The following is a 26,705-nucleotide window of genomic DNA, read 5'->3' as shown; positions in this document are numbered from 1 at the left end:
GGCGGGACTAGCTCCTGTCTTCGCGTCCGTTGCGGATGAAGAGGTTGGCGCCCTTTTCCAAGAGCATACCGGGCAGGTGCGCGCGCCTGGCCCAGAGCTTCCTCGGCATCCGCCCGAGCTCGCGGATGTCCTTGGGCTGCAGGTTGGCGGCGCGCCAGGTGAGCGTCTCCACCGCCTCGAAGAGCTGATCCAACGAGAAGCCCTGCTGGGACAGCTCGCCCGCGCTCGCGGCGGCCCACTTCTCCGAGGCCTGGTTGCCGCGCACGAAGGTGTGGGGCCGGGCGATCTTCACCGGCGTATAGGTGGAGGGCCGCGTCTGGGGGATGACGTCCAGCTTCTTGCCAATCCGCTCGAAGATGTCGAGCACCCGGTCGAGCTGTTCGTCCGTGTGCGTGGCCATGTAGCTGGTGCGGATGAGCGCGTGGCCCGACTCCACCGCGGGGGGCACCACGGGGTTGGCGAACACGCCCGCCTCGTGCAGGGCCTTCCAGAAGCGGAAGCACTTGACCTGATCCCCGATGTGCACCGGCACCACCGGCGTCACCGACACGCCCGTGTCGAAGCCCATGGCGCGAAAGCCGTTGTGCATCTTCTCCGCGATGTCCAGCAGCCGCGCGCGCCGCTCGGGCTCGGCCTGGATGATCTCCAGGGACTTGAGCGCCGAGGCCACCGAGGCGGGCGTCATGGACGCGGAGAAGATGACCGAGCGCGACTTGTGGCGCATGTAGTTGATGACGTCCTGGGGCCCCGCGAGCACGCCGCCGAGCGACGCGAAGCTCTTGGAGAAGGTGCCCATCACCAGGTCCGTCTCCGCCTCCAGCCCGAAGTACTCCGAGGTGCCGCGGCCCTGCTCACCCAGCACGCCCATGGCGTGGGCGTCATCCGTCATCACCCGCGCGTTGTACTTCTTCGCCAGCGCCACGATGCGCGGCAGGTCGCAGATGTCTCCCTCCATGGAGAACACACCATCGGTGATGATGATCTTCCCCGCGTTGGGCTCCTTCTCCGAGGCCTGCTGCAACAGCTGCTCGAGGTGCCCGAGGTCGTTGTGGCGGAACTTGCGCTCGGTGGCGAAGGACAGCCGCACGCCGTCCACCAGCGAGGCGTGGTTCTGCCGATCCGCGAAGACGATGTCGTGGCGGCCCAGGATGGAGGAGAGCGCCAGGTTCGTCTGGAATCCCGTGGAGATGACGAGCGCCGACTCCCGGTTGAGGAATTTGGCGAGCTGGTGCTCCAGCTCCTCGTGCAGCGCGAGCGTCCCGTTGAGCAGCCGCGAGCCCGAGCACGTGGTGCCGTAGCGCTCCACGGCCTTGATCGCCGCTTCCTTGACCCGCGGATCCGCGCTCAGGCCCAGGTAGTTGTTCGAGCCGACCATGATGACGCGGCGGCCCTCGATCTGGACCTCCGTGGCACCAAAGGACTCCTCGATGGCGCGGAAGTACGGGTAGAGCCCCGTGGCCTTGGCGATGCGGTAGTCCTTCCAGCTGCGGCACTTCTCGAATACGTCACTCATGTCGTCGTCTCTAAGGCGCAGCCGTGTCCGGGACCCGGGTGGAGAATCGACCCAAGGCCGCAGGGTGCTCGTCCTTGCTCGGGGGGCTTGGCGTGGGCGGTCAATATTGAGTCACCTCCCGGGTGTCAAGGCATCGGCCGTGCGCCGAATCACCCGTCAGGTGGACGATCAAGCGGCCTTTGGAGGGGGGCCCGCGCGCCCGAAGCGTTGTCTGGCGGGCGAGTGCGCAACCCTCTGCACACCCGGTGCCCCCTGTTCGTCCCTCTCGTACCGGGAGATCAGAAAAGCTCCGCTCCAGGAGGAAGTCCGCCCGGACGCTCGGTGTTGGGACGGGAGTTCTTTGGGCCCGTGACAGGTGTTTAGAATTTTGCTTTCTGCGGGTCTTCACTCAACCGGGGTCATGCGTGGCTGAGTCTTTTCGAGAGCGATGGTTCAAGTCCTTCATCCACACCTCGCTCGCGCGGCCCTGGCGGGTGTTGCTCGTGTTCGTGCTGCTGGGGCTCGGTGGCGCGCTGCTGGCGGGCCGTCTGGAGTTCCGCGGCTCCTTCGTGGAACTGCTGCCCAGCGAGGCACCCGAGGTGAAGGATCTCACGCGGGTGTCCCAGAAGGCCGGAGGTGACGGCTACCTGGTGGTGCGCGCGCGAGGGGATTCGACCGAGCGGCTGCGCGCCTTCGCCCAGGGGCTGGCCCGCAAGCTCGAGGCGCTGCCCGAGGTGCGCTACGTGGAGCACCACTTCGACGTGGGCTTCTTCCAGGAGCGCGGCCTGTGGCTCCTGCCCACCGAGCAGTTGGGCGCGCTGCGTCACGACGTGGAGGCGCGGCTTCGCTACGAGAAGCAGCGGGCGATCGGCATGGATCTGCTCGGCGACAAGGCCGCGCCGCCGGACTTCGACGCGATCGTGAAGAAGTACAGCCCCGAGTCCCCCATGCGCGCGGACCTCTCCAGCCAGGACGGCTCGGAGATGTACCTGATGGTGAAGCCGGACGGCACGGCGGGGGACATCACGTTCGCCCAGCGGCTGGTGGGCGCGGTGCAGGACGTGGCCAACGCCGAGGTCCAGGGCTGGCCCGGAGTCCAGCTCGACTACGCGGGGGCCTTCGCGGCGCGGCTCGACGAGGACAAGGTGATGCGCGAGGACCTCACGCGCGCGGGCATCCTCTCGGCGGTGATGGCGGTGGGCATCATCCTGCTGGCCACGCGGCGGCTGTGGGCCCTGGCCGTGGTGGGCGTGCCCGTCGTCTTCGGCGTGTCGCTCACGTTCGCCTTCGCCGAGCTGGCCATCGGCCACCTGAACATCGTCACGGGCTTCCTCGTGGCCATCCTCATCGGCCTGGGCCTGGAGTACGGCATCCACCTGACCATGCGCTACGCGGAGGAGCGGCGCGAGCACCCGGCCGCCGAGGCGCTCGCCCGCACCGTGCGGGGCACCTTCGCCGGAGCGCTCACCTCGGCGCTCACGAACGCGGCGGCCTTCTTCGTGCTCGTGTTCGCCCAGTTCGAGGCCTTCCGGCAGTTCGGTCTGCTCGCGGGCGTGGGCGTGCTGCTCGCCGTGCTGATGGCCTATGGCCTGGGGCCCGCGCTGCTCATGATCGCCGAGCGCAAGCGGCCGGGCGATGGCACCGGGGCGCCGGAGAAGTCAGAGCCCGTGCGCGCGGAGCGGGGCAGGGCGTCCACGGGCCGCCGCTGGCCCACGCCGACCATCGCCGGCATCCTCGTGGCGGTGCTCGGCTTCGCCGGGTGGTCGCTCTACGTGCTGCCCCAGGTGGGCTTCGAGACGAACATGCGCAACCTCAAGGGCGACTCGCCCACGGTGCGCCTGGACGATCACATCACCGAGCAGACGGGCACCCCCCTCAATCCCGCCATCCTCCTCGTGGACGACCTCCAGCAGGCCCGGGTGGTGGAAGAGGTCATCCGGGAGGTGAAGGTCCGGCACGGCGCCGAGTCCACCTTCCAGCGCTCCGCGTCCCTCAATGATCTGCTGCCCCAGGACGTGCCGGGGCACGAGACGCACATCGCCGCGCTGCGCACCACCCTGGAGAACCTGCCCGAGGAGGCCCGGAAGGATCCCCGCGTCGACACGGTGGCGAAGATGCTCGCCGCCCAGCCCTACGGCGCCGAGCAACTGCCCCTGGAGGTGCGCCGCCGCTTCGAGGCGATGGACGGCAAGGGGATGTTCCTGCTGCTCTTCCCCTCGGTGTCCAACCACGACACGCGCGAGCTGTCGGCGTGGGCCTCGCAGCTCGACGAGGTGATCGCCGGGGCGAAGCAGCGGGGCGTGGACCTGGCCATCCTCGACAGCAACCGGATCGCCGCGCGCATCTTCTCCCTGGTCCGCGCGGACGGGCCCTTCATCCTCTGGGCCGCCGCGGCCGTCGTCTTCTTCACCATCCTGGTCAGCCTGCGCAGCTTCAAGCGCGCCTGCCTGGTGGCCGGGCCGCTCTTCCTGGGCATGCTCTGTCTGGCCGGAGGGATGCACCTGTTCGGCGTACAGCTCAACTTCATCAATGCCGTGGTGCTGCCCAACCTGCTCGCCATCGCCGTGGACAACTCGGTCCACCTCTTCCACCGCTACGAGGAGGAGGGGCCGGGCTCGCTGGGGCATGTGGTGCGGCACACGGGCCTGGCCGCCGTGGTGGCCACGCTGTCCAACGCCGCGGGCTACGGGGCCCTGTTGATCTCCCACCATGCGGGGCTGCGCTCGATTGGCCAGATTGCACTCCTGGGCGTCGTGTGTACCTTCCTGGGCACCACCGTGTTCTTTCCGGCGATGCTCGCGTTACTTGAGAGACGTAAGGGCCGGAGCGGGGTTGAGGCGGGTCGGGTTCAGCGCCTGGAAGTCGGCACTTCCCCTGGGGAGGAGGCCGCGGAGCCAGGGGAGCGTAAATCTGCGTGAAGACCAGGCTTTCGGAGCATCGCACCGCACAGGACACGCAGTGGGTTGAACTGCGTGCGGCGGACCTCGTCATCGTCTTCTCGTGCGCCTGCGCGGCCCTGTTGCTCCTGGGGCCGTTCCGCTGGGCTCCGGGGGCGGGGTCCTCCGCGTTCGTCTTCGCGGTGTTCGCTCTGGGCCCGCTCCTGCTGCGCACCCTGGAGACCTACTATCCCCGGCAGCGCCTGCTCGCCTTCGTGGCGTGTTTCTGGCTGCTGCCCGTGGTGAGCGTGGGCCATGGGATGCTCGGTCCCCTGGTGAACGGCGTCACCCCGGTGCTGCGGGACGCGCGGATCGCCGCCCTGGATCAACACCTGTTCGGCGCCCAGGCCGCCGTGGTGTTCGGGGCGTGGATTCCCGCCTGGCTGATGGATGTGCTGCTGGTGTGCTACTACGGCCATTTCGTCTGGCCCCTGGTGCTGGGCGTCGCCCTGTACTTCTCCGGCCGCCGTGAGGCCTTCGACGAGTACCTGCTGGCGCTCGCCCTCTTCTTCGCCTGCAACTTCGTGCTCTACACCTGGGTGCCGGCCATCGGCCCGCGCTACTTCCTGTTCAGCTCCTTTTCCGACAGCCTCCAGGGATTGTGGCTCACGCCCTTCCTGGAGTCGGCGATGCGCCAGCCGACCTTCGCCAAGGACTGCTTCCCCTCGGGGCATACCGGGACGGCCCTGCTGGTGCTCGTGTACGCCTGGCGCTTCGAGCGGCGCGTCTTCCGGGTGATGTTCCTGCCGGCGCTCGGCCTCATCGTGGCCACGCTGGTGGGGCGCTTCCACTACGCGACGGACCTGTTGTGCGCCATGCCGCTGGTCCTGGGGGCGTTTGGTGGCGCCATGACCTGGAGCCGACTGACGCGAGGTTCCATGACGCGCCAGGTGGAGATGGACGCTATCGTACGCTCCTGAGCAAGGGAGCGTCCGAATGAGCAGCAGGCAGATCCTCGCGAGCCGGGTGGGGCCGCTGGGCACCACCGTCTTCTCCGAATTCAGCGCCCTGGCCCTGAAGCACGGCGCGGTGAACCTGGGGCAGGGCTTCCCCGACTTCGACGGGCCCGACGCGGTGAAGGAGGCCGCCCATCAGGCCATCCTCTCGGGCATCAACCAGTACGCCCCCAGCGTCGGCCTGAAGGTATTGCGCGAGGCCATCGCCGAGCACGGCGCGCGCTTCCACGGCCAGGAGGGGATTGATCCGGACACCATGGTGACCGTCACCAGCGGCGCCACCGAGGCCATCTTCTGCGTGCTGCTGGGCCTGGTGGATCCGGGCGACGAGGTGGTGGCCTTCGAGCCCTTCTACGACTCGTACGACGCCAACATCGCCTTCGTCGGCGCCCGGCCGCGCTACGTGCCCTTGCGGCCCCCGGACGCCACGCACGCCACCTGGTGGTTCGATCGGGACGAGGTGCGCGCGGCGTTCGGCCCCCGCACGCGCCTGCTCATCCTCAACACGCCCCACAATCCCACCGGCAAGGTGTTCACCCGCGAGGAGCTCGCGTTCCTCGCCGAGCTGTGCGCCGAGCATGACGTGAAGGTGCTCTCGGACGAGGTCTACGAGCACATCGTCTTCGCCCCGGCGCGGCACGTGCGCGCCGCCACGGTGCCCGGGCTCGCCGAGCGCACGGTGACGGTGAGCAGCGGGGGCAAGTCGTTCAGCTTCACCGGGTGGAAGGTGGGGTGGATCATCGCGCCGCCCGCGCTGCGGGACGCGGTGCAGCGCGCGCACCAGTTCGTCACCTTCGCCACGGCCTCGCCCCTCCAGGCCGCCATGGCGGTAGCGCTGCGGCTGCCGGACACCTACTTCGAGCAGCTGCGCGCCCAGTACCTCGCCCGGCGCGAGCGCCTGCTCGCGGGGCTCGCCCAGGCGGGCTTGAAGGCCCACGTCCCGGAGGGCAGCTATTTCATCCTCGCGGACATCTCCGGCCAGGGGCTGGGGGACGACGTGGCCTTCTGCCGCCACCTGGTGACGCGGGTGGGGGTGGCGGCCATTCCGCCCAGTGTCTTCTACGCGCCCGAGCACAGGCATCTGGGGCAGGGGATGGCGCGCTTCGCCTTCTGCAAGTCCGACGCGATCCTGGATGATGCGGCGCGGCGGTTGAAGGACGGGCTCTCCCCTCGGCGCGCGGGATGACGACCTCGCGCTTCTTCGGGGAGCTGTATCTGCGCTCCACGCGGCCCTTCCTGTCCGCGGAGACGACGGCGCGGGAGGTGGCCTACCTGCGCGAGTCCCTGGGCGACCTCGAGGTGCCCGGAGCCATCGTGGACCTGGGGTGTGGTCATGGGCGGCACGCCGCCCCCCTGAACGCCGAGGGTCCCCTGGCCGGCCGCATCCTGGGCCTGGAGTTGGATGCGTTGTCCCTGCGCGAGCGGTTGCCGGGTTTTCCCGCCGTGCGCGCGGACCTGCGCGCCCTGCCATTTCGCACGGGCTCGCTCGCGGGCGCCTATTCCTGGTACTCGACGTTGTTCGTCTTCTCGGACGAGGAGCACGTGGCGCTGCTGCGCGAGGTGGCGCGGTGCCTGCGGCCGGGCGGGCGCCTGGTGTTCCACACCGTGCCCCACGCGCGCATCTCCTCCCAGGGCGAGGCGACCTTCTCCACCCGACTGCCGGACGGAAGCCTCCTGTCGGAGGAGAGCCACTTCGACGCGGTGCGTGGTCGGGACGAGGGCCACCGGCGGTTGACGCTTCCCGATGGCCGTTTGCTTTCCGGCCGTTATTCCATCCGTTACTATCCGCTCGCGGAATTAACGCAACTGTTGGAATTCACAGGGTTTTCAGTGCTCTGGGTGCATGGCGGGCTGGAGGGTGGGCCGCTGACGGACGCCTCCATGGACCTCATCGTGGGCGCCGCGACGCGGCGGAGTTGAGAGCGTTGCGCGGCGCGGGTTTGGCGGACATCTCTACACAAGGTTGCCTCCAGTGGATTCGAACCAACATCGCGGCCCCCGCGTCACAGGGCTTGGCTCTCTGCCTCGGCGGGTGGACCTCTACGAGGTCGGCCCTCGCGACGGCTTGCAGAACGAACTGCGCACCTTGCCCACGCGCGACAAGGCGCGGCTCATCGAGGCGTTGATCGCCGCGGGCGAGAAGCGCATCGAGGTGACGTCCTTCGTCCACCCCAAGTGGATTCCGCAGCTCTCGGACGCCGAGGAACTGCTGCGCCTGGTGGGGCGGCGCGAGGGCGTCACGTTCTCGGCGCTGGTGCCCAACCTCAAGGGCCTGCAGCGCGCGAAGGAGGCGGGGCTGGAGGAGGCCGCGGTGTTCATCTCCGCGTCCGAGGCCCACTCGCACAAGAACATCAACAAGAGCATCGCCGAGGCCGTGGACGGAGCGCGCCAGACGAGCGAGGCGGCGCTGAAGGCGGGGATGCGGGTGCGCGGCTACCTGTCCACCGTGTGGGGCTGTCCCTATGAAGGGGAGGTGCCCGTCTCGCGCGTGGTGGAGATCAGCCGGGCGCTCTACGCGGACGGCATCTACCAGTTGAGCCTGGGGGACACGATCGGCGTGGGCACGCCCCGGCAGACGGAGACCATCCTCTCCGCGCTGCTCGAGCACCTGCCGGTGGAGGCCCTGGCGCTGCACCTGCACGACACGCGCGGCACGGCGCTGGCCAATGCGCTGGTGGGCCTGCAGATGGGCGTGACGACGTTCGACGCCAGCATCGGCGGACTCGGCGGCTGCCCCTACGCGCCGGGCGCGGCGGGCAACCTGGCCACCGAAGACATCGTCTACATGCTGCACGGCATGGGCGTGGAGACGGGCATCAACCTCGACAAGCTCGTCGAGGCGGGCATGGTCGCCCAGGAACTCATCGGCCGGAAGCTGGCGGGCAAGTTCCTCCAGGCCGCCCTGGGCGAGCGCGAGAAGGCGAGCCGCCGGGCCCGCCCTTGAATCCGTGAAGCGTCACTGAACCGTGCTGGCCGAGGTGTCCGCCGTCGCGGGCAGGCCGCCTCCCGAGGACGGCACGGGGGCGGTGGGCAGGGGCTCGGACGGTGCCGCCACGGTGGGCGCGGGCTCCTCGGTGGGGGCCTGTTGCGTGGCCACGGCCGGAGGGGCCTCGGGCGCCGGAGTCTCCGCGGGCGCCACGGGCGTGGGCTCGGCGACGGCCGGAGGGGCCTCGGGCACCGGAGTCTCGGTGGGGGCGGGGGCCGACGGACTGGCCAGGGCGGGCGCCTGGGGCTCGAATCCGGGCGGCATGCGCCTCGGCGGAATGACGACGTGCGGCGGCACGGGGCAGCGGGTGCAGGGGCCGCGCAGGGGCACCGTCAACACCTGGCCGAGCCGCAAGAACGTCCCACGCATCCGGCTCGCCTTCTGGATGGCCGTCACCCCGGAGCCATACTTGAGCGCGATGGCCCCGAGCGTGTCGCCCGAGCGCACCCGGTGCATGAGCATGTTGTGGTCCGGCTGCAGCGCGAGCAGCGGCGCGATGCGCCAGCCCAGCTCCTGGGCGCGTGCGTTGAAGAAGCGCACGTGGAAGTGGTCGCGGTGGCCGCGCGCGTGCTTGATGAGGGGCGAGTTCCCGAGGAAGAGCGAATCCACCCACTTCGGGTCCTCGCCGTGCGTCAGCGCGTACTCGCGCAGGACCTTCTGCACGCGCTTGTCCACGAGGATCATCTGCACGTCGGTGTGCACCACGAGCGCCTTGATGAGCGCCCAGTTCAGCTCGAGGTCGATATGCCTCTCGCGCTCGCGCACCCGGATGGGCTCCTCGGTGGGGTAGTAGAAGCCCAGGTCCACGTCCCGGCCGCTCTGGTGGCTCTTGTGCGGACGCATGTAGCCGCCGTCCTGGGAGCTGATTTGATTGACCCGGAGCCGCGGGGCCTTGGGGTGCTCGGCGCGCACCTCGCGGATGGCCCGGATGACGGCGTCGATCGTCTCCTGGGTGGCCCACGTCCGCTCGGGGGACACGACGATCCACTCCTCGCCGGGCGGGAACTGGACCGAGTTCACCATCCGCCCGCTGTGCACGAACCCCACCGAGATGGAGCCGAGCGTCTTGGGCTGCTTCTTCCACAGCTCCGTGAGGGCTTCGTCCGACCATTCAGCGGTGTAGAGCGGCCCCAGGAACGGCTCGGTGCCCGCGCTCGTCTCGGACTCCTCCTCGCCCTCGGGTGACTCGGAGCCGTCCCCCGACTCCTCGTCTTCCTCGGCCTCGCTCTCGGCGGGCGCGGCGGCCGTGGCGACTGGAGCCGCGCGAGGTTCCGTCTCCACCGGTGTTTCCGCTGTCACGGGGGCCTGGACCACCTCGGGGGAGGATGGCGCGGCCTCCGTCACGGTCGCGGGCACCGCGGAGGAGGTGACGGTGGGAATGACGTGCGCGGTGCAGCCGACGCACAGCAAAAGGGGGAGCCAGGATGGGGAACGCACTGAGTCCTCAGCATCGCTCGAAATTCCATGAGGAACAAAACAAAGCGCGCTCGCTGGCAGGGCGTTCAGGCGGGCGGCCCAATACCGGCGGTGGCGGTCGACTCGGCCTCCGGGGCGGGGCGGGTTGACGCTGGGGAGGGGAGCGGGGAAAACCCCCGCACCATGAGTCCTCTTCTTCATCTCCCGAGACCGCTCGGCGCCTGGTTGCTCGCTTTGGGAGTCTTTCACGCCTTTCCTTCCTGGGCCGCGCGGGTGGCCGTGCCCAACGCGGGCTTCGAGGAGCGAGCCGCCGCGGGACTGCCCACGGAATGGAGCGTGAGTGGCGCGGGCCGGGTCATCTCCAGCACGGAGGGCAAGAGCGAGGGCGCGCGCGGACTCGTCATCGAGCACCCGGCCTCGGGCGCCGAGACGACTGTCGAGTCCAAGCCGGTGAAGCTCCAGGTGGGCCGCCTCTACCGGCTCAGCGCGTGGGTGCGCACCCGGGGCGTGCGAGCGGATCCCCAGGCGCGCTACCCCACGGCGATGGGCGCGTGTCTGTCCATGAAGAGCTTCGCCTTCACCAACTGCTCGCCCTCGCCCGGCGCGGAGCAGGAGGGGCGGGTGTCGGTGCTCTTCTTCGCCATCCAGTCGGAGGATGCCGTGCGCCTGCACCTGGGGCGCAACGGCGCGGCCACGGGCTCGGCATGGTTCGATGACGTGCGCGTGGAGGAGGTGGACGACATCACCGAGTACATCCCCCTGGAGTCCGTGCGGTGGGCGGGCAAGGGCTTCCGCTACGACGACGGGGGATGGAAATACATCCACATCGAGGGCGAGCCCCACGAGCGGGGCCTGCAATACGGCGAGCTCGTGGCGGACGACGTCGTGCGCTACATGGAGAAGCTGGGCACGTTGAAGAACAAGCAGGACGTGGTCAATGGCTGGGCGCAGCTGCGGCTGCTCACCGACTCGCTCTTCCTGCGCAAATACGAGCCCGAGTTCCTCGAGGAGATGCGCGGCATCGCGGACGGCGTCAACAAGGCGGGCGTGAAGTTCAAGGATCGGGAGCTGGATCTGTTGGACATCGCGGTCCTCAACTCGGAGGTGGACCTGGGCCAGCTCGAGTCCGCCAACCACGTGAGCGCCACGGCGCTGTCCGGACGCACCTTCCTCAAGGCCGAGGACGAGGCGGCCCGCGCGGGGGAGGGAGATCACTGCTCGTCCTTCGTGGCCACGAAGTCGGCGACCCGGGATGGCCGCTTCATCATGGGGCAGATCTTCATGTGGAACGGCTACACGGGGGTGCACTGGGACGTGATGCTGGACGTCAAGCCCGCGCGAGGCCATCGCGTCATCCTGCAGACCTTCCCGGGCGGCATCCACAGCGGCTCGGACTGGTACCTCAACGACGCGGGCGTGGTGATCGGCGAGACGACCGTGGGCCAGACGCCCTTCGAGCCGGACGGCACGCCGCAGAGCAACCGCATCCGCAAGGCCGCTCAGTACGCCTCCTCCATCGACGACGTGGCGCGCATCCTCCAGGAGAACAACAACGGCCTGTACTCCAACGACTGGACCCTGGCGGATACCAAGACGGGGGAGGGGGCCTGCTTCACGCTCGGCACGAAGACGTCGCGCATGTGGCGCACCGGGGATGACGATCACGCCGCGGACACGCCCGGCAAGCTCAAGGACTTCATCTGGGCCAACAACAACAACCGGGACCTGGAGGTGCGCAAGGAGTCCATCGCCAACCCCCGCAACGCCCCGGTGGATCTGGCCTTCAACACCTGGAACCGGGACATCGCCTTCCAGAAATACTTCGAGAAGTACGGCCAGGGCGGCATCGACCTGGACAACGCCATCCGCATGCTGGCCTCCAGCCCCATCAACCGCCCCCACGCGTGCGACGGGAAGATCACCACCGATGAAATGGCGCGCCAGCTCATGTTCCTCGCGCACTACGGCAAGACGACGCTGCGCGAGAAGATGGTGGGAGGCCGGTGGATTCAGGATCTGCCCGGCGCCACGCCGCACCTGACGCTGGGCTACACCACGTTCAGCCCCATCTTCGTGACGGACAAGCTCCAGGCCGCCCGGGCGAAGCGCCTCGCGGAGACAAAGGCGCCGGAGCCCAAGCGGGACACCTCGAAGGTGAAGGAGGCGCTGAGCTTCGACAAGAAGAGCCTGTGGGCGAACACCGTCTTCCCGGCCTCGGATGGAGAGAACTGGCTGGTGAGTGGCACGGCGGCCTACTGGTACCTGCTCGAGAAGCTGCCGGACTCGGCGGACAAGGCCCTCAAGGTCCAACGCGACGCCCTGGCGGAGCTCAACGCCCGCTACCTCTACCTGACGGCGCGCGAGCAGGACGTGGTGCCGGTGGCCGCGCGGACCTCGTACGACCGCTATGGCACCTATGCCATTCCCCGCATCAAGGGCACCTTCCTGTTGCACCAGATGCGGCTGCTATTGGGCAACACGGCCTTCTCTCGGGTCATGGGCAAGGTGCACGAGCGCTTCGCCCAGAAGGACATCACCACCCAGGACTTCATCCGCACCGCGTCGCAGGCGGCGGGGAGGGATTTGTCTCCCTTCGTGAAGCAGTGGGTGGAGCGCGGAGGACTGCCCACGCCGCGCGTGAGCGCCAGCGTGGCGCCGGGCCTCAAGGGCCAGGACGTGACGCTCACGGTGGAGCAGGGGGGCACGCCCTATCACTTCGTCACCACGGTGGAGCTGGTGTCCGCGAAGGGCTCGACGCTGGAGCGCGTGGAGGTGAAGGGCGCCAAGGACACCTTCACCTTCCACGTGGCCGAGCGGCCCCAGCGCGTGGTGTTCAACCCCACCAACGACATTCCGGTGCCGCGCGAGCACTTCCAGGTGCTCTCCAACGCCCTGGATGACTTCGAGCAACTGCTCTTCGTGCACGGCACGGCGCGTGGGGTGGAGGCCGGGCGGACGCTGAGCCTGAACTTCCGGGACACCGTGGCGGATGCGTCGACGGACCAGGTCGCGCCGCTGAGGACGGACGCCGAGGTGACGGAGGCGGAGCTGGCCTCGAAGGACTTGTTCGTGCTCGGAGGCCTGGAGGACAACGCGCTGGTGGCGCGGATGGCGGCGGAGAAGAAGCTGCTGGTGGAGCCGGGTCGGCGTTTCTTCCGCTGGCGAGGCAAGACGTACGGGAACTCCGAGGATGGGCTCGCGGTGGCGCTGCCCAACCCGTGGAACCCGAAGCGGATGCTCTACCTGTACCTGGCCAACAGCGGGTTGGAACTGTGGCACATGACGCGCGCCTTCCAGCCGGGAAAGCTCCAGGGCTGGGCGCTCTTCAAGAATGGCGCGGTGAGCGCCAAGGGCTTCCACGACCTCGACGCGCTGTCGGTGGACCTGCCCCCGGAGCCGCCCGCGCCCCAGGTGAAGCCGCTCACCTCGACGGACGGGGACATCTGAGCGGGGCGTGGCGCCGATGCCGGAGCTTTAGGGCAGGGGAGACAAGTTCAAATGAAATGAATCCCGTCCTGCATCTGAACCTCGTGAAGACGAGGTTCATAGTGGTGGTGTTGAAGGATGAGCGGCAGCCGGAGGAAATCTTCATCGCTGACGAATGCTCTCCTGGACCATCTTCGTTGCCGCCCACGGACTGAGCTGTGACAAGAAGGCGGGGCTCAGAGCATTCCAACCGCTTGGAAGCTCGGCATTGCACTAGGAGGAGCGCCGTGGAGCATCGAATCGAAGTACCCGACGAGTTCTTGATTCCCTCTGAGCGGTTCGATAACCCGTCACTCATCCAGGGACGTGTTGATGCCGCACCATCTTCGGTGCAGGGCTGTCTCAAGACGGCGCTGCGCTACCTCTACGAGACCCAGGGCCCTACGAATCTTGAATCAGATCGGAGGAAAGTAGCATGGGACTTCCTTGAGGAACGCGAGCAGATTGTAGCCCGGTGGCTCTCCTCGCGGACCAACGGATCAGAGCGCAAGAACTATGGAAAGGGCGCACTGCACGCGGCAAGGAACGCACGGTACCGGTGCGCAGACTGTGGGTTCCCAGACGTGCGGTGCTTGCAACTTGACCATGTCGAGGGACGGAAGGATCCCCTCTCGACATTCCGTTGTCTCTGCGCAAATTGCCACCAACTCAAGAGCCGCAAGAAGGATTGGGTCGCCAGAACGGTGGTGAAGGCAGTGAAGGCCAACAGCGAAGACGATGGAGGAGACTGAGGGGAGTCGAGTTGTGCTTGGTGGTGATCTGCTCCCCGCTGATCTCCTAATGGCTGCTGGTTACAGTAGTGCTGCGGTTGCCGATGGAAACGTGCGCCATCACACGGAGCGCGTCCTCCCGGCCATCTACGAAAACCTGGGCAACATGGCGCGGGTGGTGAAGGGCGCGCTCACCATGAAGCTGGCCGGAGAAGAAGCCGTCCTCGGGCCGCTGCGTGAACGACTTGCCGCCGAGGTGCTACTGTTTGAAGACGCGGACCTGCGGAAGCTGGAGAGGGCCCGCCGGACGTTGGATGACATCATGCAGCGTCAGCTCACCATCTTCCACGCGTTCCGCGCCGAGTTGGCCAATACAAAGGCGGAGAGGTGGCGCGGGCAGGAGCCTGCAGGCGGGGGCGACGGTCGGAGACGTCCGGTAGGCGGCGACGGCCGGGGACGTCCGGCGGGCGGTGAGGGAGAGGCAACAGGCGACGAGGACAGCCCTTCTCTTGTGGATGTTCTCCAGAGCGAAGTCGCGATGATGGCGAGGCTCGTAGAGTCCGATCTTGCCTCATCCGCCACGTCGGCAGTCCAGCGGAGTTGGCTGGATGGTATGGTGCCGTGCAAGGCGTCGAGGAACGACCTCGCTATATTGCCAGTAGGCGAGTGGGTTTGTAAGTCAGACTGTGAGTCGTGGGTGATATCGTGAGACCAGCCGAAATCGAGCTGTGGGCGCGTTCAATCATCGAGCGGGTGCAAAAGAAGCAACCAGTCGAGGACGCGCGAGTCGAACTGAAATCCGAGTGGCTGGACAAGTTTCATCAGATTGCGCGTCGAGTCGCCGGGCACGCCAATGCGGCACGGGGTGAACCCATCCTTTGGCTGATAGGGCTCAAGGAGGGGGTGGGGGTAGTGGGGGTCGACCTCGTGGAGTTCGCCAGTTGGTGGAGGCAGGTGAGCACGCACTTCGATCCACCCGCTCCCACGCCCTACGAACTCGGAATCCCTGTTGCCGACGAGGGTAAGACAGTCGTCGCAATCCTGTTCGAAACGGAGCGCGCTCCCTTCGTGGTTCAGAACCCCCACTTCAACCAGTCCAGGGGAGAGATCCGGTGCGAGGTGCCCTGGCGAGAAGGGACGAGCGTTCGAACGGCCACTCGCGCGGACTTGCTGAAGATTCTCGTACCCCAGCAGAAACTTCCGCGACTGGAAGTACTATGGGGCGAACTCAGCGCCTGTGTTGATACGAATTGGGACGCGGACCGTGTCACGTGGCGCCTGGAGGCCCATGTTTTCATCGAGGGATTCGAGGAACGCGTCGCGATACCGCGACACCGTTGTGCTGTCTCGATTGAGCTGAACCAATGCCAGCGGATGCCGTTGAGAAATCTTGGGCTGCGAATCGACGAATCAGAGGAAAAAGCTGGCGCTGTTGTCACCGGCAATGTTGCTCACTTTGCGATGCCAGGCGTGCTGGTCGTGGAGGCCGTGCAAGCACAGGATGTTAAAGAAGCGGAGGGTATGGGCTGGCTAGGACTAGAGTCCGCCAGGGTAGACCTCTTGATACGGCCAGTAGGAGCTGATGTCCACGCAAGCGTTCAGGTCGACATGCGGCGCACCCACTCGCAAAATGGAGGGGTATTCTGGAGATTTGGGGAGCGTATTCATCGAGTGGACGAATACGAGGAGTGGGTCAGTCACATCGAGCACGTCTTGGTCTACGGGGAAGGCGGGAACACATGCCAAATCAAGGATTCCGATCGCAAATGGGCAGCACGCGCTGTTCGTGAGGGGCGCTTGGCCTGGATGAAAGGTGTTCCGTCCATGCTGACCTTGCCCTAGCCGCAGGGCGGATGCTTGAGACGCCACGACCCGCGAGGCTATCAGGCTCATGGCTGAGCAATGGGCACTGGATTTATGGCTGGGGACCTTCCGTTCCTTTGTCACAAGTGTCCCGCATTGACCTTTCGGGTCTGTACAGCGACCCGACATCCGGAGTAGGAAGCGAGGGCTCGGGAGGCAGGAACATGAGTGACACGAGGGAGTGGAAGGGCCAGCGCATCGGCCCGTATCGGATTGGTGAGCGTTACCCGGGCATCCCCGAGGACGAGTGCCGACTTCATGAGGCACACCACCTCGAGACGAGGGAGCCCGCGCTGGCGGTGATTCCGCCGAGCGGCGAGGACTGGCGCCTGCCCACCCCCTGGTGTCTGCGGACCACGAACTTCCCCGAGCCCGGGGTTCTCATCGTGGACGCCGAGCCGCTACACGACTCCTCGGCGCCAACCGTGCATGAACTGACCCTGGGCGCCATCCATACGGCGGGTGCTCTCTCAAGCCTCGATGCGCGGGAAGAAGCCCCGACGCTCTTCGCCCGGAAGTCTCCTGCGCGCTCACGCCGCCAACCACTGCGCTGGGGACTCGCGGCGGTGGGACTCTTGCTTGTGGCGGGACTCGTGCTGTGGTTACGGCCGGGCTCGGGCGAGCCCGCTGAGACGCGGCTCGCACACGACACGGGGATGCCTTCCCTGCCAGAGGACTCCATCTCCTTCGGCAACGCGCGGGATTTCTCCTTCCCCGTGGCCATTGGCTACCCCATGCCCGAGAAACCCTTCAAACAGCAGGCGACGCCGCCCTGCATCCCCGTGACGGAAGTGGAGATTCGCGGTGGCTGCTGGATTCTGCACACCCAGAGCGCGCCCTGTCCGCGCAGTACCGCCGAGTACCAGGGGAAGTGTTACATCCCCTCCAAGAAGGAGGAGCCTCAGCCTCGTTCCGTCCAGCCATGAGGCCATCCGACGGGGTTCTGGTCTCATGAATATCGATCAGTTCTGGATCCTCATCGAGGCCTCCCGGCGAGTGGTCGATCCGGAACGGGCAGATGGAAATGCACGAAGGCAGGCCGAGGAACTCTGGAAGCAATTGTCGAGGCTGCCTCCTGAGGAGATCGTCGAATTCAGCGCCCATTTCCAGGACCGGATGGACGCGGCCTTTCAGTGGGACTTGTGGGGGGTTGCGTACATCGTCGCGGGCGGCTGCTCGGATGATGGCTTCGCGGACTTTCGCAGTTGGCTCATCTCGATGGGGCGCCGTGTTTTCGAGGACGCGGTGGCGAACGCCGAGTCGCTCATCCGCGTTGTCGACGCGCCTGGAGTCGAAGACGTGTTCTTCGAGGAGTTTCGGTACGTGCCAGCCCGTGCATATGAAGCGATGACGGGATGCGAGCTTCCTCCGGCCTTGACTGCGGGACCTGCTGCTCCCACGGGGGAGAAATGGCGCGAGGAGGAACTCGCGCACAGGTTTCCTTCCGTCTGGGCCCGGAACGAGAAATGACCCTGGGTGCATGTACCTGAACCCGAGGCGCCCACTCGAGGAGGGGGGGCGCCATCTTCATGCCTCACGTTGTCATGTCTCAGGAGAAATCATGTTGACGTCCGATGCGCCGGGATTCCCGTGTCCGAGCTGCAAGATCCCGATCCCCGCCACGATCCAGCACCTCTTCACCGGGAACATCTACTGCTCTGGCTGTGGGCTCGAACTGCGGCTCGACCAGGCCTCCTCTCATGAATCGCTGACCGCTGCGCACCGGCTGGATGACGCCATGTCTCAAGCGGAGCCGATGAAGGCCGACGCCCTCGGCCACACCCACCTGTCGCCGCGGGAGACGCCGAAGCGGACCCGCTCCCGGCCGCGGCGGCCCTAGCGCTCCTTCAAAACTTCACGACGATCGACTCGGCACTTCGATTCGCGGGCCCGTGGAACACCGCTTCCACGTTGTTTCCATCGGGGTCGAGCAGGAAGGCCGCGTAGTAGCCGGGATGGTAGGGACGGATGCCGGGAGCTCCGTTGTCCCGGCCGCCATGCTCCAGGCCAGCGGCGTGGAAGCGCTCGATGGCCTCGTGAGAGGTCGCCTGAAAGGCGAAGTGCATTCGACCGGTCAGAGCCCCGGCCGCCGCGCGAGAACTCACGGAGGAGACGAACAGCTCGTCTGCCCAGAAGTAGTCCTCGCCTTCTCCGCCAAGGGGAATGTCCAGCGCGCCGAGAACGGCCGAGTAGAAGCGCTTGCTTGCCGCAATGTCCCGCACGACCAACTGGAGATGGTCGATGAGACGGCCCCGATGAAGCAGGTTGGTTTCCATGAGCGGTTCGCATACCGCGCCCGACTTCGAGCACGAAACGCGAGCCGACGTTCGATGTCTCGTCCTGAACGGCACTGTCCCTCTGTTGACACCTACATTGGAGACCCGGGCACAGGGTCTGCATTGACCTTTCGGGTCTGTACATCCGCCCGACATCCAGAGTAGGAAACCAAGGGTCGGGAGACAGGCGCATGAGTGACACGCGGGAGTGGAAGGGCCAGCGCATCGGCCCCTATCGGATAGGCGAGCGTTGCCCGGGTATTGCCGAGGAGGGGAGCCAACTGCATGAGGCACACCATGTCGAAACGGGGGAGCCCGCGCTGGTGGTGATACCGGAACGTGGTGAGGACTGGCGCCTGCCCACGCCTTGGAGCCTGCGGACCACGAACTTCCCCGAGCCCGGCGTGCTCATCGTGGATGCGGAGCCGCGGGCCCACTCCCCGGCGCCCACCGTGCACGAACTGACCCTGGGGGCCATCCGCACGGCGGACGCCCTCGCGAGTCTCGATGCGGGGGGCGAGGCTCCGTCGCTCTTCGCGCGGAAGTCGCCCCCTCGCGCACGTCGCCGGCCACTGCGCTGGGGACTCGCGGCGGCGGGGCTCTTGCTCGCGGTGGGACTCGTGCTGTGGCAACGGCCGGGCTCGGACAAGCCCGCCGAGACGCGGCTCGCGCATGAGAAGGGGATGCCCTCCCTGCCAGAGGACTCCATCTCCTTCGGCAACGCGCGGGATCCCTCGCTCCCCGTGGCCATCGGCTACCCCATGCCCGAGAAACCCTTCAAACAACAGGCGACGCCGCCCTGCATCCCCGTGACGGAAGTAGAGATTCGCGGTGGTTGCTGGATCCCTCACGCCCAGAGCGCGCCTTGCCCTCGCAGCACCGCCGAGTACCAGGGGAAGTGTTACATGCCCTCCAGGAAAGAGGATCCCCAGCCGCGTTCAGTCCAGCCCTGAGACCCTCCGACGGGGCTCTGGTCTCATGAATATCGTCTACCGACGTGAAGGACGAAGATCAGTGGTGGTCGTGACGCGCTTGTTTTCTCAGGGTGACGAACTCGGCCACGAAGTCGAGAAGCTTACGGATGGCGCGCTCGTGGTCCCCGTCACAGTCGCGCAGGAACTTGGCGTCCCAGCCCTCCGTGGGGAACTCCTGCTTCACATCACGTAGCCACTCACGGAAATGAATGTACTCGTCGTCCGTGACTCCATTGATGGACTGGCACGCCCGATAACCCGCGACAAACGCCGCCATGCGATTGATGTCAATCTCTCCCATGTCCAGCAGCGATTGCCGTGGCGTGTCCTGCCTCAGGCTCATCAAGTAGTCGAGGATGTACACATGCGGTCGTGCGGATTGGCCTCCTGCCTCACGTTCATCGCTCATGGCGTCACCACCTGCTCCCATGAGACGCCTTGCTTGGCGTGTAGCCGGGTAAGATAGTCGGTCAATTGCATTCCAGTGGGTCCCGTATACGCATCGTAGATGAGGTCACCCAGTTTGACGGCGACATGGTAGCTGTTGCGTGGGCCTGGGCCTGCCGCTGGTCACGGGCACCCAGAAAGCGAGTCCCTACGTGCTGGGCGCGGTGGGCGGCATTCTCGGCTACGAGCTGTCCCAGGCCCAGGCGCCCGCGCCGGAAGTGGCGCTCACGCGGCCGCGTCTCCTGCCCCTGGTGTCCTTCTCCGGCGACGGGGGCCTGGTCGGCATGAGCGGGCGCTTCTGACGACTCCGCTGCTCCGGTGGGTACCGGGCTTCACACCCTGCTGCACACCCCCGGCCCCACGTCTGGGGTCCACCACCTCCCCCTGCTTGTAAGTGGCTCGGCTGAGTCCACCTCGTCTACCAGGGAGCGGGGAGGGGCTCCACGCGCAGCTCTGGCTCGGCCTCGCGAAGCGGGGGACCGAGCCGCTGGATGCCGAGGCCGCGCACACCACACATGAAGGGCCCCCGGGGAAACGAGAAGCGCCGCGCGGGCTCGATCGCATCCCCGACCGGCCCCTCCGGCCCCGCGGTGCCCGCCCGCCCCGGCGAGGACGAGCCGGCGGAGAAGGACAGCCGGTTCAGGTACGGCGCGGCCTCGGGAGATGCCCGGACGAGGATCCGTCCCACTCCACCCCCCGGTCCGCCCTCGCCACCCCGGCCCGCCGCGCCGCCTCGGCCCGCTTGAACGGGCGGCCAGCCCTCCGCGCCCCGTCCGCCCTTTCCGCCCGCGCCACCGGGACCGCCCGGGCCGCCTGGACCCGCGCTCGCGTCCACGTGCAGGGAGCCCCCGGGCAGATCCACCAGGAAGCGCTCGGCGCGCGAGGACCGCCAGTCGCGCACCCACACCTTGAGCCGGGGAGGTTCCACGTCCGGCACCCGCGTCACCTGGATCTCCAGGTCTCCGCCGGGCTCACCGGCGCCGCCCACGCCCCCCGGTCCCCCGGTACCACCGGGGCGGCCCCGGTACAGCGAGGTCAGCCGGGCGGGGTAGCCCGGAAACGACGGCGCGTTCTCCCCCGGCTCTCCCGACGCACCGGGCGCGCCCGCCTCGCCCGGGATGCCCGTGCGGCCCCGGAAGTCCGCCAGGAAGTCGCAGCCGTAGTGGACTGGCACGGAGAGCGTCACGGCGGGCAGCTCCGGCGCGCCCACCGCTTCGATCCGCACCGCCTGGGGTCCGGTCTCGAGCCGCAGGGGGTCCGTGTCGAGCACGACTCCGCCTCGCCCATCGGCTGAGAGCGCGCCCGTGGTCCGCAGGCGGAAGTGTTCCGGGTCCAGGGTCCACGCGGAGCGGGAGCCATCCGCCTGGACGACGTGCACGACGACCTGGACCCGCGCGCCCGGGCAGAACGCGGGGCCCCCTTGAAGGGATGCGGAGAAGGCTCGCGGAGGCGCCGTCGTCACGCTCCGGCCCGTCAGGGGCCTCGCGGGCGTCGTCCAGCCCCCGAGCACCCACGCCATGGGGACGATCAGCCAACGGACGGCGGAGCACCGGTTCATGGACGACAGTGAAGCGCGAAGTGTCGCCCGCGCCAAGACGGGCCGTGGGAGTGGCGCGGAAGAATCCTTCGCGGCCCAAGGGTTGTTGCCAGGGCAACCCAGGGAGGATGAATGGCCGCGTCAGGACGCATGCATGCCGACCACGCGATTCGCCATCGTTGGATCAAGGTCGGCGGGATCGAACTCTTCTATCGCGAGGCCGGGGCCTCCGACGCTCCGGTGCTGCTGCTGCCGCATGGTTATCCCTGCTCCTCCTTTCAGTTCCGCCAGTTGATGCCCGCGCTCGCGGACCGCTGGCGGACGATCGCGCCCGACTTTCCTGGCTTTGGCTATAGCGCCACGCCCGACCCGGCGGTGTTCGCCTACGACTTCGATGCCTATGCCGAGGTGCTCGATGGCTTCACCTCGGCGCTCGGGCTCGAGCGTTACGCGCTGTGGTTGCACGACTATGGCTCGCAGATAGGTCTGCGGCACGCCATCGCGCGTCCCGAGCGCATCACCGCGCTCGTCCTCCAGAACGGAGACATCTACGAGGACGTGCTGGGGCCCAAATACGAGACCCTCCGCGCGTACTGGAACGAGCCCACCCCGGAGCGGCGGGCCGTGCTGGAGACCGCGGTCAGCGAGGAGGGCTTCCGCGCCGAGTTCGTGGGCGAGGTCGACGCCGAGGTCGCCGCGCGGGTTCCGCCCGACCTGTGGACGTTGCACTGGCCCCTCATGGACACCCCCGCGCGTCGGCGGCTCGCGGTCGGGTTGATGGAGGGGCTTCGGGCGAACCTCGGCTGGTTTCCGCGCTACCAGGCCTATCTGCGCGAGCGGCAACCCCCGTCGCTGATCGTCTGGGGGCCTCGGGATGGGTACATGCCCGAGGCCTCGGCGCGCGCCTACCTGAGGGATCTCCCGCGAGCCGAGCTCCACCTGCTCGACGACGCGGGGCATTGGTTGCTGGAGACCCACTTCGACGCGGCGCTTCCGCTCGTTCGCGGCTTCCTCGAGCGGGTGCTCAGGCCTTCGTGACGTGCTGGGCGGCTGGAATATCCAGGGTTCCTTCTCTATCCTGGCTCTCCCCCCATCCCTCCGAGGCCCCCATGCGCCGCTCCGATTCGAAGGACAATTCCTCTTCTCCCTCCCTGTCGATGGGGCAGGTCGCCGTGATGGGTCTGGGCGCGATGGCGCTGGGGGCCGTCGCGCTCGCCGCGCGCAAGCCCGTCTCCCGCTCCAGCGTGGGGAAGGTGACGAACTGGGGGACGCAGGGCACTCGAAAGGTGTTCCAGCTCAAGAACAAGTACCTGGGCATGCCCGTCAAGGCGGTGCGCGAGGGGAACGCCGGCGTGCCCAAGCTGAAGCAGGTGCTCAAGGTCCTGGACGACGCGCACTCCATGCACCACAAGTTCGGCTTCAAGTCCGGCGAGAAGGTGCTGGACGATGCCTTCGAGAGCTTCAAGCCCAACCCCGATCTGCTCTGCCGTCTGCTCGAGGAGGCCCTCGAGGAGACCCAGGCGCCCTTCACCTCCTTTTACGAGGAGAGCCACGAGGCGCATGTGTACGGGGTGTTCATGTCCCTGGAGCTCTCCGAGGAGTCCTTCGCCAAGGCGCAGGCGCTCACCGTCGAGGACGTACTGACCACGAGCGCGAGCCACTTCCCCGGGGGCTTCGAGGTGCGAGAGCGGGGCTCGGGCAAGATGCCCCGGAGCATCGTGCTGGCCGGCGGGGACAACGTGGACATCAAGGGCGACATCCCCCTGAAGGGTGGCATGCGGGTGGGCGGGTTCTACCAGTTCATGACCCGCTACCACTCGCTGCACGGCATGCTCATCCACAGCGCGTGGCTCAACATGGTGACCCGGCGGCTGTACGTGGCGCGCTTCGGCATCGGCGAGGCGCCCAAGCTCCAGGGCAAGGGCATGGGGGCGCTGGACATGGTGAACGTGCAGGAGGGGCCGCACGTGTGGGCGGGCGCGGATCTGCAGATGGTGCGGCAGATCTTCGGCGAGGAGGTGTTCGAGGCGCTGCTCGCGCAGGCCAACAGCGCGAGTGGCCGTCAATCCCCGTTCGGCTTCGAGACCTCCTATTGGGCCACGGGCCAGTTGGCCAACAAGGGCGGCAAGGTCGCTCGGCCCGTCAAGACGTACGTCCTGCCGTTCCTGCGCGACCTGCAGGACCTCTTGCGCGGGGTGGACGAGTAGCGCCTCGCGCCGGGGCCCTCGAAATTCGGGCTTTCGCCTCGTTGTTCCTGGGCGAGAGCCCCTTTGGAGAAACGAGGTCGCCCATGCTCCGTCGTGTCCACCATCGCACCGCGCTCTTCCTCGCCGTGCTGCTGCTCTCGACGGCATCCCTCGCCGCGCCATTTCCAGACGTCCTCGAGGCGAGTCCCGCCCAGGCAACGCCGGGCTTGCAGGTGGTCTTCACCAACACCACCCATCGGTTTTTAACCGTCGCCCCCTCGGGCACGGCGTATGCCTTGAAGCTGGGTGACTCCACCAGCCGACTCTACGCGAGCACGGATGGGGCGCGGACCTGGACCCTCAAGGGCCGCACGCCGCTCGGGGGCTCCTTCCATGTCATCTCCGCCCTCGCCGATGGCACGCTGCTGGCCGACATCGAACGCGCGGGCGCCCATTACCTGGCCCGCTCGAGCGACGGCGGCGCCTCCTGGAGCGAGGTGCTCGCGCTGGGCAACTACCGCCTGCTCACGTCGCGGAACATCGCGGAGCTCGACGGCACCGTGTACCTGCTGGAGTACCAGGCCTTCACCTCCCAGAACGCGCCCCTCCGCCTCCACGCGAGCGGCGATCAGGGCCGCACCTGGAAGGTGAGGCAGGTCTTCGAGGGCCACCGGCATGGGCACGGGCTGGCGGTGGATCCGGCCCGCCATGCGCTCTGGGCGTTCTTCGGAGACAACATCCAGCAGTCGGCCATCCTCCGCTCCACGAGCAAGGGCTCCAACTGGAAGCGGGTCCTCTCCGGCCAGCAGGCCCTCGTCGTCACCGCCGCGGTGCTCGACGATGGATCGCTGCTCTATGCCCAGGACATCAACTGGCTTCCTGGCCGGCCGCACATCGCCCAGCTCTCGCCGGATGGGACGTATGTCGAGCTCAATCCGCTCTCGGGCGCCGCCTACTCCACCTACCGGCTACGCGCGGGAGGCTTCGTGGCGGGCGTCGCCCGCGAGCCCCTGGGTGATGCTTATGCGCCGAGCGAGGAGAGCGCGCACGTCTGGGCCAGCCTCGATGGAGTGGACTGGGTGGCGCTGCTCCATTACCCCCGGCTGAATCCCAACGAGAACGTGCGCGCCGATGTCTACGAGGAGCTGCCCTCGGGGCTGCTCGTGCTCCAGTTGCAGAACGCGCGGGGGTTCGGGCCAGGAGGCATGGGCTACCAGCTCGTGCGCTTCCTCCGGCCCTGACTCCGGCTACCGCGTGCGCACCCGCACCTTCACCCCATGCTTGGGGCGCAGGGTGATGGAGGGCAGCAGCTCCACGTCGTCTTCGGGAGCCCGCTCGAAGCGGAAGCGCTGGGCCAGGGTCGCCAGCACCAGCCGTGCCTCCATCAACGCGAAGCCCATGCCGATGCACAGCCTCGGGCCTCCGCCGAAGGGAAACCACGCGAAGCGCGGCAGGCGTTTCTCCAGCCCGTCCACCCAGCGTTGGGGCCGGAAGGCGAGGGGATCCTCGTAGAGGCGCGCATCCCGGTGCACCGTCCACGGGTTCATCATCATCACCGAGCCCTTGGCGATGGACCAGCCGCCGATCTCGTCATCCTCGAGCGCCTCGCGCCCGAGCGTCCACGCGGGCGGATAGAGCCGCAGGGCCTCCTTCACCACGGAGTCGGTGAAGGGCAGGGCGGGCAGGTCCTCCAGGGTGGGCTCCCGGCCCCCCAGCACCGAGTCCAGCTCCCGGTGCAGCGAGGCCTCGGCCTCCGGGTGGCGTGCCAGCAGGTGGAAGCAGAAGGCCAGGTTGATGGACGTCGTCTCGTGCCCCGCGAGCATCAGGGTCATCACCTCGTCGCGGATCTGCGGGTCGCTCATGTGCTGGCCTTCGTCGTCCTGGACGTGGAGCAACGTCGACAGCAGATCCTCCGTCTCGCCTCCCCCCGCCTCGCGCCGCCGCCGGATGAGGCTGGAGACGAGCGCGTCCAGTTGCCCCAGGGCCGCCCGGTAGCCGAGGTTCTCCGGCGTGGGCAGCCAGTCGGGGAAGATGAGGGCCTGCACCCCGGCGAAGTGCTCCATCACCCGGGCCAACGAGGGGCCCACGGCCTCCGCCTTTCCGTCCAGCTCCAGGTCGAACAGGCTCTTGATGACGATGCCGAGCGTCAGCCGCATCATGTCCGCGTTGACGTCGCGGACCTCTCCGTCCCGCCACGTGGCGAGCTGACGGCGGGCGTGCTCGGCCATCACCCGTCCGTAGGCGGCCAGACGCTGGCGATGGAAGGCGGGCTGCATCAGCCGCCGCTGCCGCAGCCAGGGCTCGCCCTCGTTGGTGAGCAGGCCGTTGCCCAGCAGCCGGCCTCCCATCAATTCGCGCTGGAATGCATCCTTGATGTAGTGCCGGTGCCGGGTGACCAGCACGTGCTCGATGTGCTCCGGGCGCTGGAGCACATAGGTGCGCTGGCCCAGGAGCTCGACGTACACCACGTCTCCGTGGTCGCGGACGCAGGCCTCGATGAAGCCGAGGGGATCCTTCGCGTAGTCGATGAGGGTCCCGAGCACGGGCAGGGATCGGGGACCTGGGGGAAGGGCGGCTCGCGCGGTGCTCATGCGTGGAGCTTGCCGTACCCGCCCCATGCCTGACCAGGGGCCGCGGCCGCTCAGCCGAGCCAGCGGAACGCCCGCCGCAGCTCCTCGGTGCCCCGCTCCTGGTAACAGCGTCCGTGGGCGAGGACGATCCGCTCGGGCCGCCACGCCAGCATTCGCTCCAGACAGGCGCGCGCCTGAGCCTTGCGGCCCAGGAACGTCAGGCGCAGGTCCACCGGCATTTTTCCATCCGGGTGCAGGCTCCCGGCGAAGCGTGCGAGCCGACGCAGTCCGGGGCGGACATGGTCCGCCTCGAAGTTCTCGATGAGGTCGGCGAGCACGAGGGTGCGGCTGGCCCGGTGCAGGAAGATCACCTCCTCCATGAATCGGCTGCCTCGGAACACGAGCTGATCAATCTCGGCCTCCCACTCGGGAGGGGAGGCCTCGCCGAGTTCGGCGTCGAAGCTCACGGCGATCCCCTGGCTCGCGGCGCGCTCGCGCACGCCGGGCGAGGCCCAGGCCCGCGCATCCGGATAGGCCGCCTTCCACGCGGCGATATGGGCGTAGTGAATCTTGTTGGGCGAGACGAGATGGGCCACCCGTCCCAGGCTCTCCACGCGCCGCCGGAGTGCCTCGGAGAGCGCGGTGGGCGAGTGCAACCACAGGTCGCCGTTCGCCAGCCGCACGATCGTCATGCGCGAGGGAAAGGGAATGTGCGTGCCGTAGGCCGCCATCCGGACCACGGGGCCGTCGACGAGCCACACGTTCTCCACCAGGGGCTTGGGAACGTCGAGGGGCGTGTACAGGCGGATGGCGCCCTCCCACAGCGCCTCGGAGGACTCGGGAGTGGGGGCGGGTGGGGGCATGGCTCGG

24 protein-coding genes are annotated in these 26,705 nt (G+C 67.8%); 17 read left to right on the top strand and 7 right to left on the bottom strand.

The features are described 5' to 3' along the window. Window positions 1-7 precede the first annotated feature (7 nt). Entirely contained in the window at window positions 8-1,513 is a 1,506-nt protein-coding gene (locus tag MEBOL_RS37030) for an aminotransferase class I/II-fold pyridoxal phosphate-dependent enzyme (protein WP_095981823.1), read from the bottom strand. Between the two features lie 404 nt (window positions 1,514-1,917). On the opposite strand from MEBOL_RS37030, the gene MEBOL_RS37025 reads away from it, so the two are divergent. Genes MEBOL_RS37025 through MEBOL_RS37005 form a run of 5 tightly spaced genes read left to right on the top strand, consistent with a single transcriptional unit; the run spans window position 1,918 to window position 8,328 of the window. After that, on the top strand, window positions 1,918-4,410 hold the full coding sequence (locus MEBOL_RS37025) for an efflux RND transporter permease subunit (protein ID WP_095981822.1): 2,493 nt from the start codon (window positions 1,918-1,920) through the stop codon (window positions 4,408-4,410). Continuing rightward, window positions 4,407-5,348 carry a phosphatase PAP2 family protein gene (locus tag MEBOL_RS37020; protein ID WP_095981821.1) on the top strand — a complete coding sequence of 314 codons (942 nt, stop codon included), beginning with the start codon at window positions 4,407-4,409 and terminating at the stop codon, window positions 5,346-5,348. The genes MEBOL_RS37025 and MEBOL_RS37020 overlap by 4 nt, the downstream gene beginning before the upstream one ends. Window positions 5,349-5,364: 16 nt before the next feature. After that, window positions 5,365-6,570, top strand: coding sequence for an aminotransferase class I/II-fold pyridoxal phosphate-dependent enzyme (locus MEBOL_RS37015; RefSeq protein WP_095981820.1), 1,206 nt, complete (start codon window positions 5,365-5,367; stop codon window positions 6,568-6,570). Beyond that, window positions 6,567-7,304 carry a class I SAM-dependent methyltransferase gene (locus tag MEBOL_RS37010; protein WP_095981819.1) on the top strand — a complete coding sequence of 246 codons (738 nt, stop codon included), beginning with the start codon at window positions 6,567-6,569 and terminating at the stop codon, window positions 7,302-7,304. Before MEBOL_RS37015 ends, MEBOL_RS37010 begins: the two co-directional genes overlap by 4 nt. Window positions 7,305-7,356: 52 nt before the next feature. After that, window positions 7,357-8,328: a hydroxymethylglutaryl-CoA lyase gene (locus MEBOL_RS37005; protein ID WP_095981818.1), complete on the top strand. Its 972-nt coding sequence runs from the start codon at window positions 7,357-7,359 to the stop codon at window positions 8,326-8,328. A gap of 12 nt (window positions 8,329-8,340) precedes the next feature. Here MEBOL_RS37005 and MEBOL_RS37000 read toward each other — a convergent pair whose 3' ends face one another. Then, window positions 8,341-9,807, bottom strand: coding sequence for a penicillin-insensitive murein endopeptidase (locus MEBOL_RS37000; protein WP_245919191.1), 1,467 nt, complete (start codon window positions 9,805-9,807; stop codon window positions 8,341-8,343). Window positions 9,808-9,969: 162 nt separating this feature from the next. Here MEBOL_RS37000 and MEBOL_RS36995 point away from each other — a divergent pair, with 162 nt between their 5' ends. The 7 genes from MEBOL_RS36995 to MEBOL_RS36970 all read left to right on the top strand — a co-directional run bounded on the left by MEBOL_RS36995 (window position 9,970) and on the right by MEBOL_RS36970 (window position 17,685). Beyond that, on the top strand, window positions 9,970-13,233 hold the full coding sequence (locus tag MEBOL_RS36995; RefSeq protein ID WP_095981816.1) for a C45 family autoproteolytic acyltransferase/hydrolase: 3,264 nt from the start codon (window positions 9,970-9,972) through the stop codon (window positions 13,231-13,233). Window positions 13,234-13,499: 266 nt separating this feature from the next. Further along, window positions 13,500-14,003, top strand: a complete 504-nt coding sequence (locus MEBOL_RS41645) for an HNH endonuclease signature motif containing protein (RefSeq protein ID WP_157823896.1) — start codon at window positions 13,500-13,502, stop codon at window positions 14,001-14,003. Next, window positions 13,990-14,691: a hypothetical protein gene (locus MEBOL_RS36990; protein WP_157823895.1), complete on the top strand. Its 702-nt coding sequence runs from the start codon at window positions 13,990-13,992 to the stop codon at window positions 14,689-14,691. Before MEBOL_RS41645 ends, MEBOL_RS36990 begins: the two co-directional genes overlap by 14 nt. After that, entirely contained in the window at window positions 14,676-15,824 is a 1,149-nt protein-coding gene (locus MEBOL_RS36985) for a hypothetical protein (RefSeq protein WP_157823894.1), read from the top strand. Before MEBOL_RS36990 ends, MEBOL_RS36985 begins: the two co-directional genes overlap by 16 nt. Before the next feature lie 185 nt (window positions 15,825-16,009). Next, window positions 16,010-16,771: a hypothetical protein gene (locus MEBOL_RS36980; RefSeq protein WP_095981813.1), complete on the top strand. Its 762-nt coding sequence runs from the start codon at window positions 16,010-16,012 to the stop codon at window positions 16,769-16,771. A gap of 25 nt (window positions 16,772-16,796) precedes the next feature. Then, window positions 16,797-17,315, top strand: a complete 519-nt coding sequence (locus tag MEBOL_RS36975; RefSeq protein ID WP_095981812.1) for a DUF4240 domain-containing protein — start codon at window positions 16,797-16,799, stop codon at window positions 17,313-17,315. A 91-nt stretch (window positions 17,316-17,406) separates the two neighbouring features. Then, entirely contained in the window at window positions 17,407-17,685 is a 279-nt protein-coding gene (locus MEBOL_RS36970) for a hypothetical protein (protein WP_095981811.1), read from the top strand. A gap of 7 nt (window positions 17,686-17,692) precedes the next feature. On the opposite strand, the gene MEBOL_RS36965 is transcribed toward MEBOL_RS36970, so the two are convergent. Beyond that, window positions 17,693-18,121 carry a VOC family protein gene (locus MEBOL_RS36965; protein WP_095981810.1) on the bottom strand — a complete coding sequence of 143 codons (429 nt, stop codon included), beginning with the start codon at window positions 18,119-18,121 and terminating at the stop codon, window positions 17,693-17,695. A 191-nt stretch (window positions 18,122-18,312) separates the two neighbouring features. On the opposite strand from MEBOL_RS36965, the gene MEBOL_RS36960 reads away from it, so the two are divergent. Next, window positions 18,313-19,074 (top strand): hypothetical protein, encoded by a 762-nt coding sequence (locus MEBOL_RS36960; RefSeq protein WP_095981809.1) that lies wholly within the window; start codon window positions 18,313-18,315, stop codon window positions 19,072-19,074. A gap of 58 nt (window positions 19,075-19,132) precedes the next feature. On the opposite strand, the gene MEBOL_RS36955 is transcribed toward MEBOL_RS36960, so the two are convergent. Further along, the gene (locus MEBOL_RS36955; protein WP_095981808.1) at window positions 19,133-19,504 is read right to left on the bottom strand and encodes a hypothetical protein; all 372 of its coding nucleotides are present in this window, start codon (window positions 19,502-19,504) and stop codon (window positions 19,133-19,135) included. A gap of 139 nt (window positions 19,505-19,643) precedes the next feature. Between MEBOL_RS36955 and MEBOL_RS36950 the strand changes: the two genes are divergently transcribed. Continuing rightward, entirely contained in the window at window positions 19,644-19,844 is a 201-nt protein-coding gene (locus tag MEBOL_RS36950) for a hypothetical protein (protein WP_095981807.1), read from the top strand. 116 nt (window positions 19,845-19,960) lie between these two features. On the opposite strand, the gene MEBOL_RS36945 is transcribed toward MEBOL_RS36950, so the two are convergent. After that, on the bottom strand, window positions 19,961-21,100 hold the full coding sequence (locus MEBOL_RS36945; RefSeq protein ID WP_157823893.1) for a hypothetical protein: 1,140 nt from the start codon (window positions 21,098-21,100) through the stop codon (window positions 19,961-19,963). 111 nt (window positions 21,101-21,211) lie between these two features. Here MEBOL_RS36945 and MEBOL_RS36940 point away from each other — a divergent pair, with 111 nt between their 5' ends. The 3 genes from MEBOL_RS36940 to MEBOL_RS36930 all read left to right on the top strand — a co-directional run bounded on the left by MEBOL_RS36940 (window position 21,212) and on the right by MEBOL_RS36930 (window position 24,506). Beyond that, a complete protein-coding gene (locus tag MEBOL_RS36940) occupies window positions 21,212-22,117 on the top strand; it encodes an alpha/beta fold hydrolase (RefSeq protein ID WP_095981805.1) in 906 nt (301 codons plus the stop codon). A gap of 71 nt (window positions 22,118-22,188) precedes the next feature. Next, window positions 22,189-23,286: a hypothetical protein gene (locus tag MEBOL_RS36935; RefSeq protein WP_095981804.1), complete on the top strand. Its 1,098-nt coding sequence runs from the start codon at window positions 22,189-22,191 to the stop codon at window positions 23,284-23,286. A gap of 83 nt (window positions 23,287-23,369) precedes the next feature. Further along, entirely contained in the window at window positions 23,370-24,506 is a 1,137-nt protein-coding gene (locus MEBOL_RS36930; RefSeq protein WP_179956353.1) for a sialidase family protein, read from the top strand. Between the two features lie 6 nt (window positions 24,507-24,512). Here the strand turns inward: MEBOL_RS36930 and MEBOL_RS36925 are convergent, their stop codons facing one another. Both MEBOL_RS36925 and MEBOL_RS36920 read right to left on the bottom strand, forming a co-directional pair. Further along, window positions 24,513-25,856 carry a cytochrome P450 gene (locus tag MEBOL_RS36925; protein WP_095981803.1) on the bottom strand — a complete coding sequence of 448 codons (1,344 nt, stop codon included), beginning with the start codon at window positions 25,854-25,856 and terminating at the stop codon, window positions 24,513-24,515. A gap of 50 nt (window positions 25,857-25,906) precedes the next feature. Next, window positions 25,907-26,698, bottom strand: coding sequence for a DUF4336 domain-containing protein (locus MEBOL_RS36920; RefSeq protein WP_095981802.1), 792 nt, complete (start codon window positions 26,696-26,698; stop codon window positions 25,907-25,909). Window positions 26,699-26,705 lie beyond the last annotated feature (7 nt).

This window comes from Melittangium boletus DSM 14713 (genome assembly GCF_002305855.1).
Taxonomy (GTDB): domain Bacteria; phylum Myxococcota; class Myxococcia; order Myxococcales; family Myxococcaceae; genus Cystobacter; species Cystobacter boletus.
This window is presented reverse-complemented; position numbering and strand designations above follow the sequence as displayed.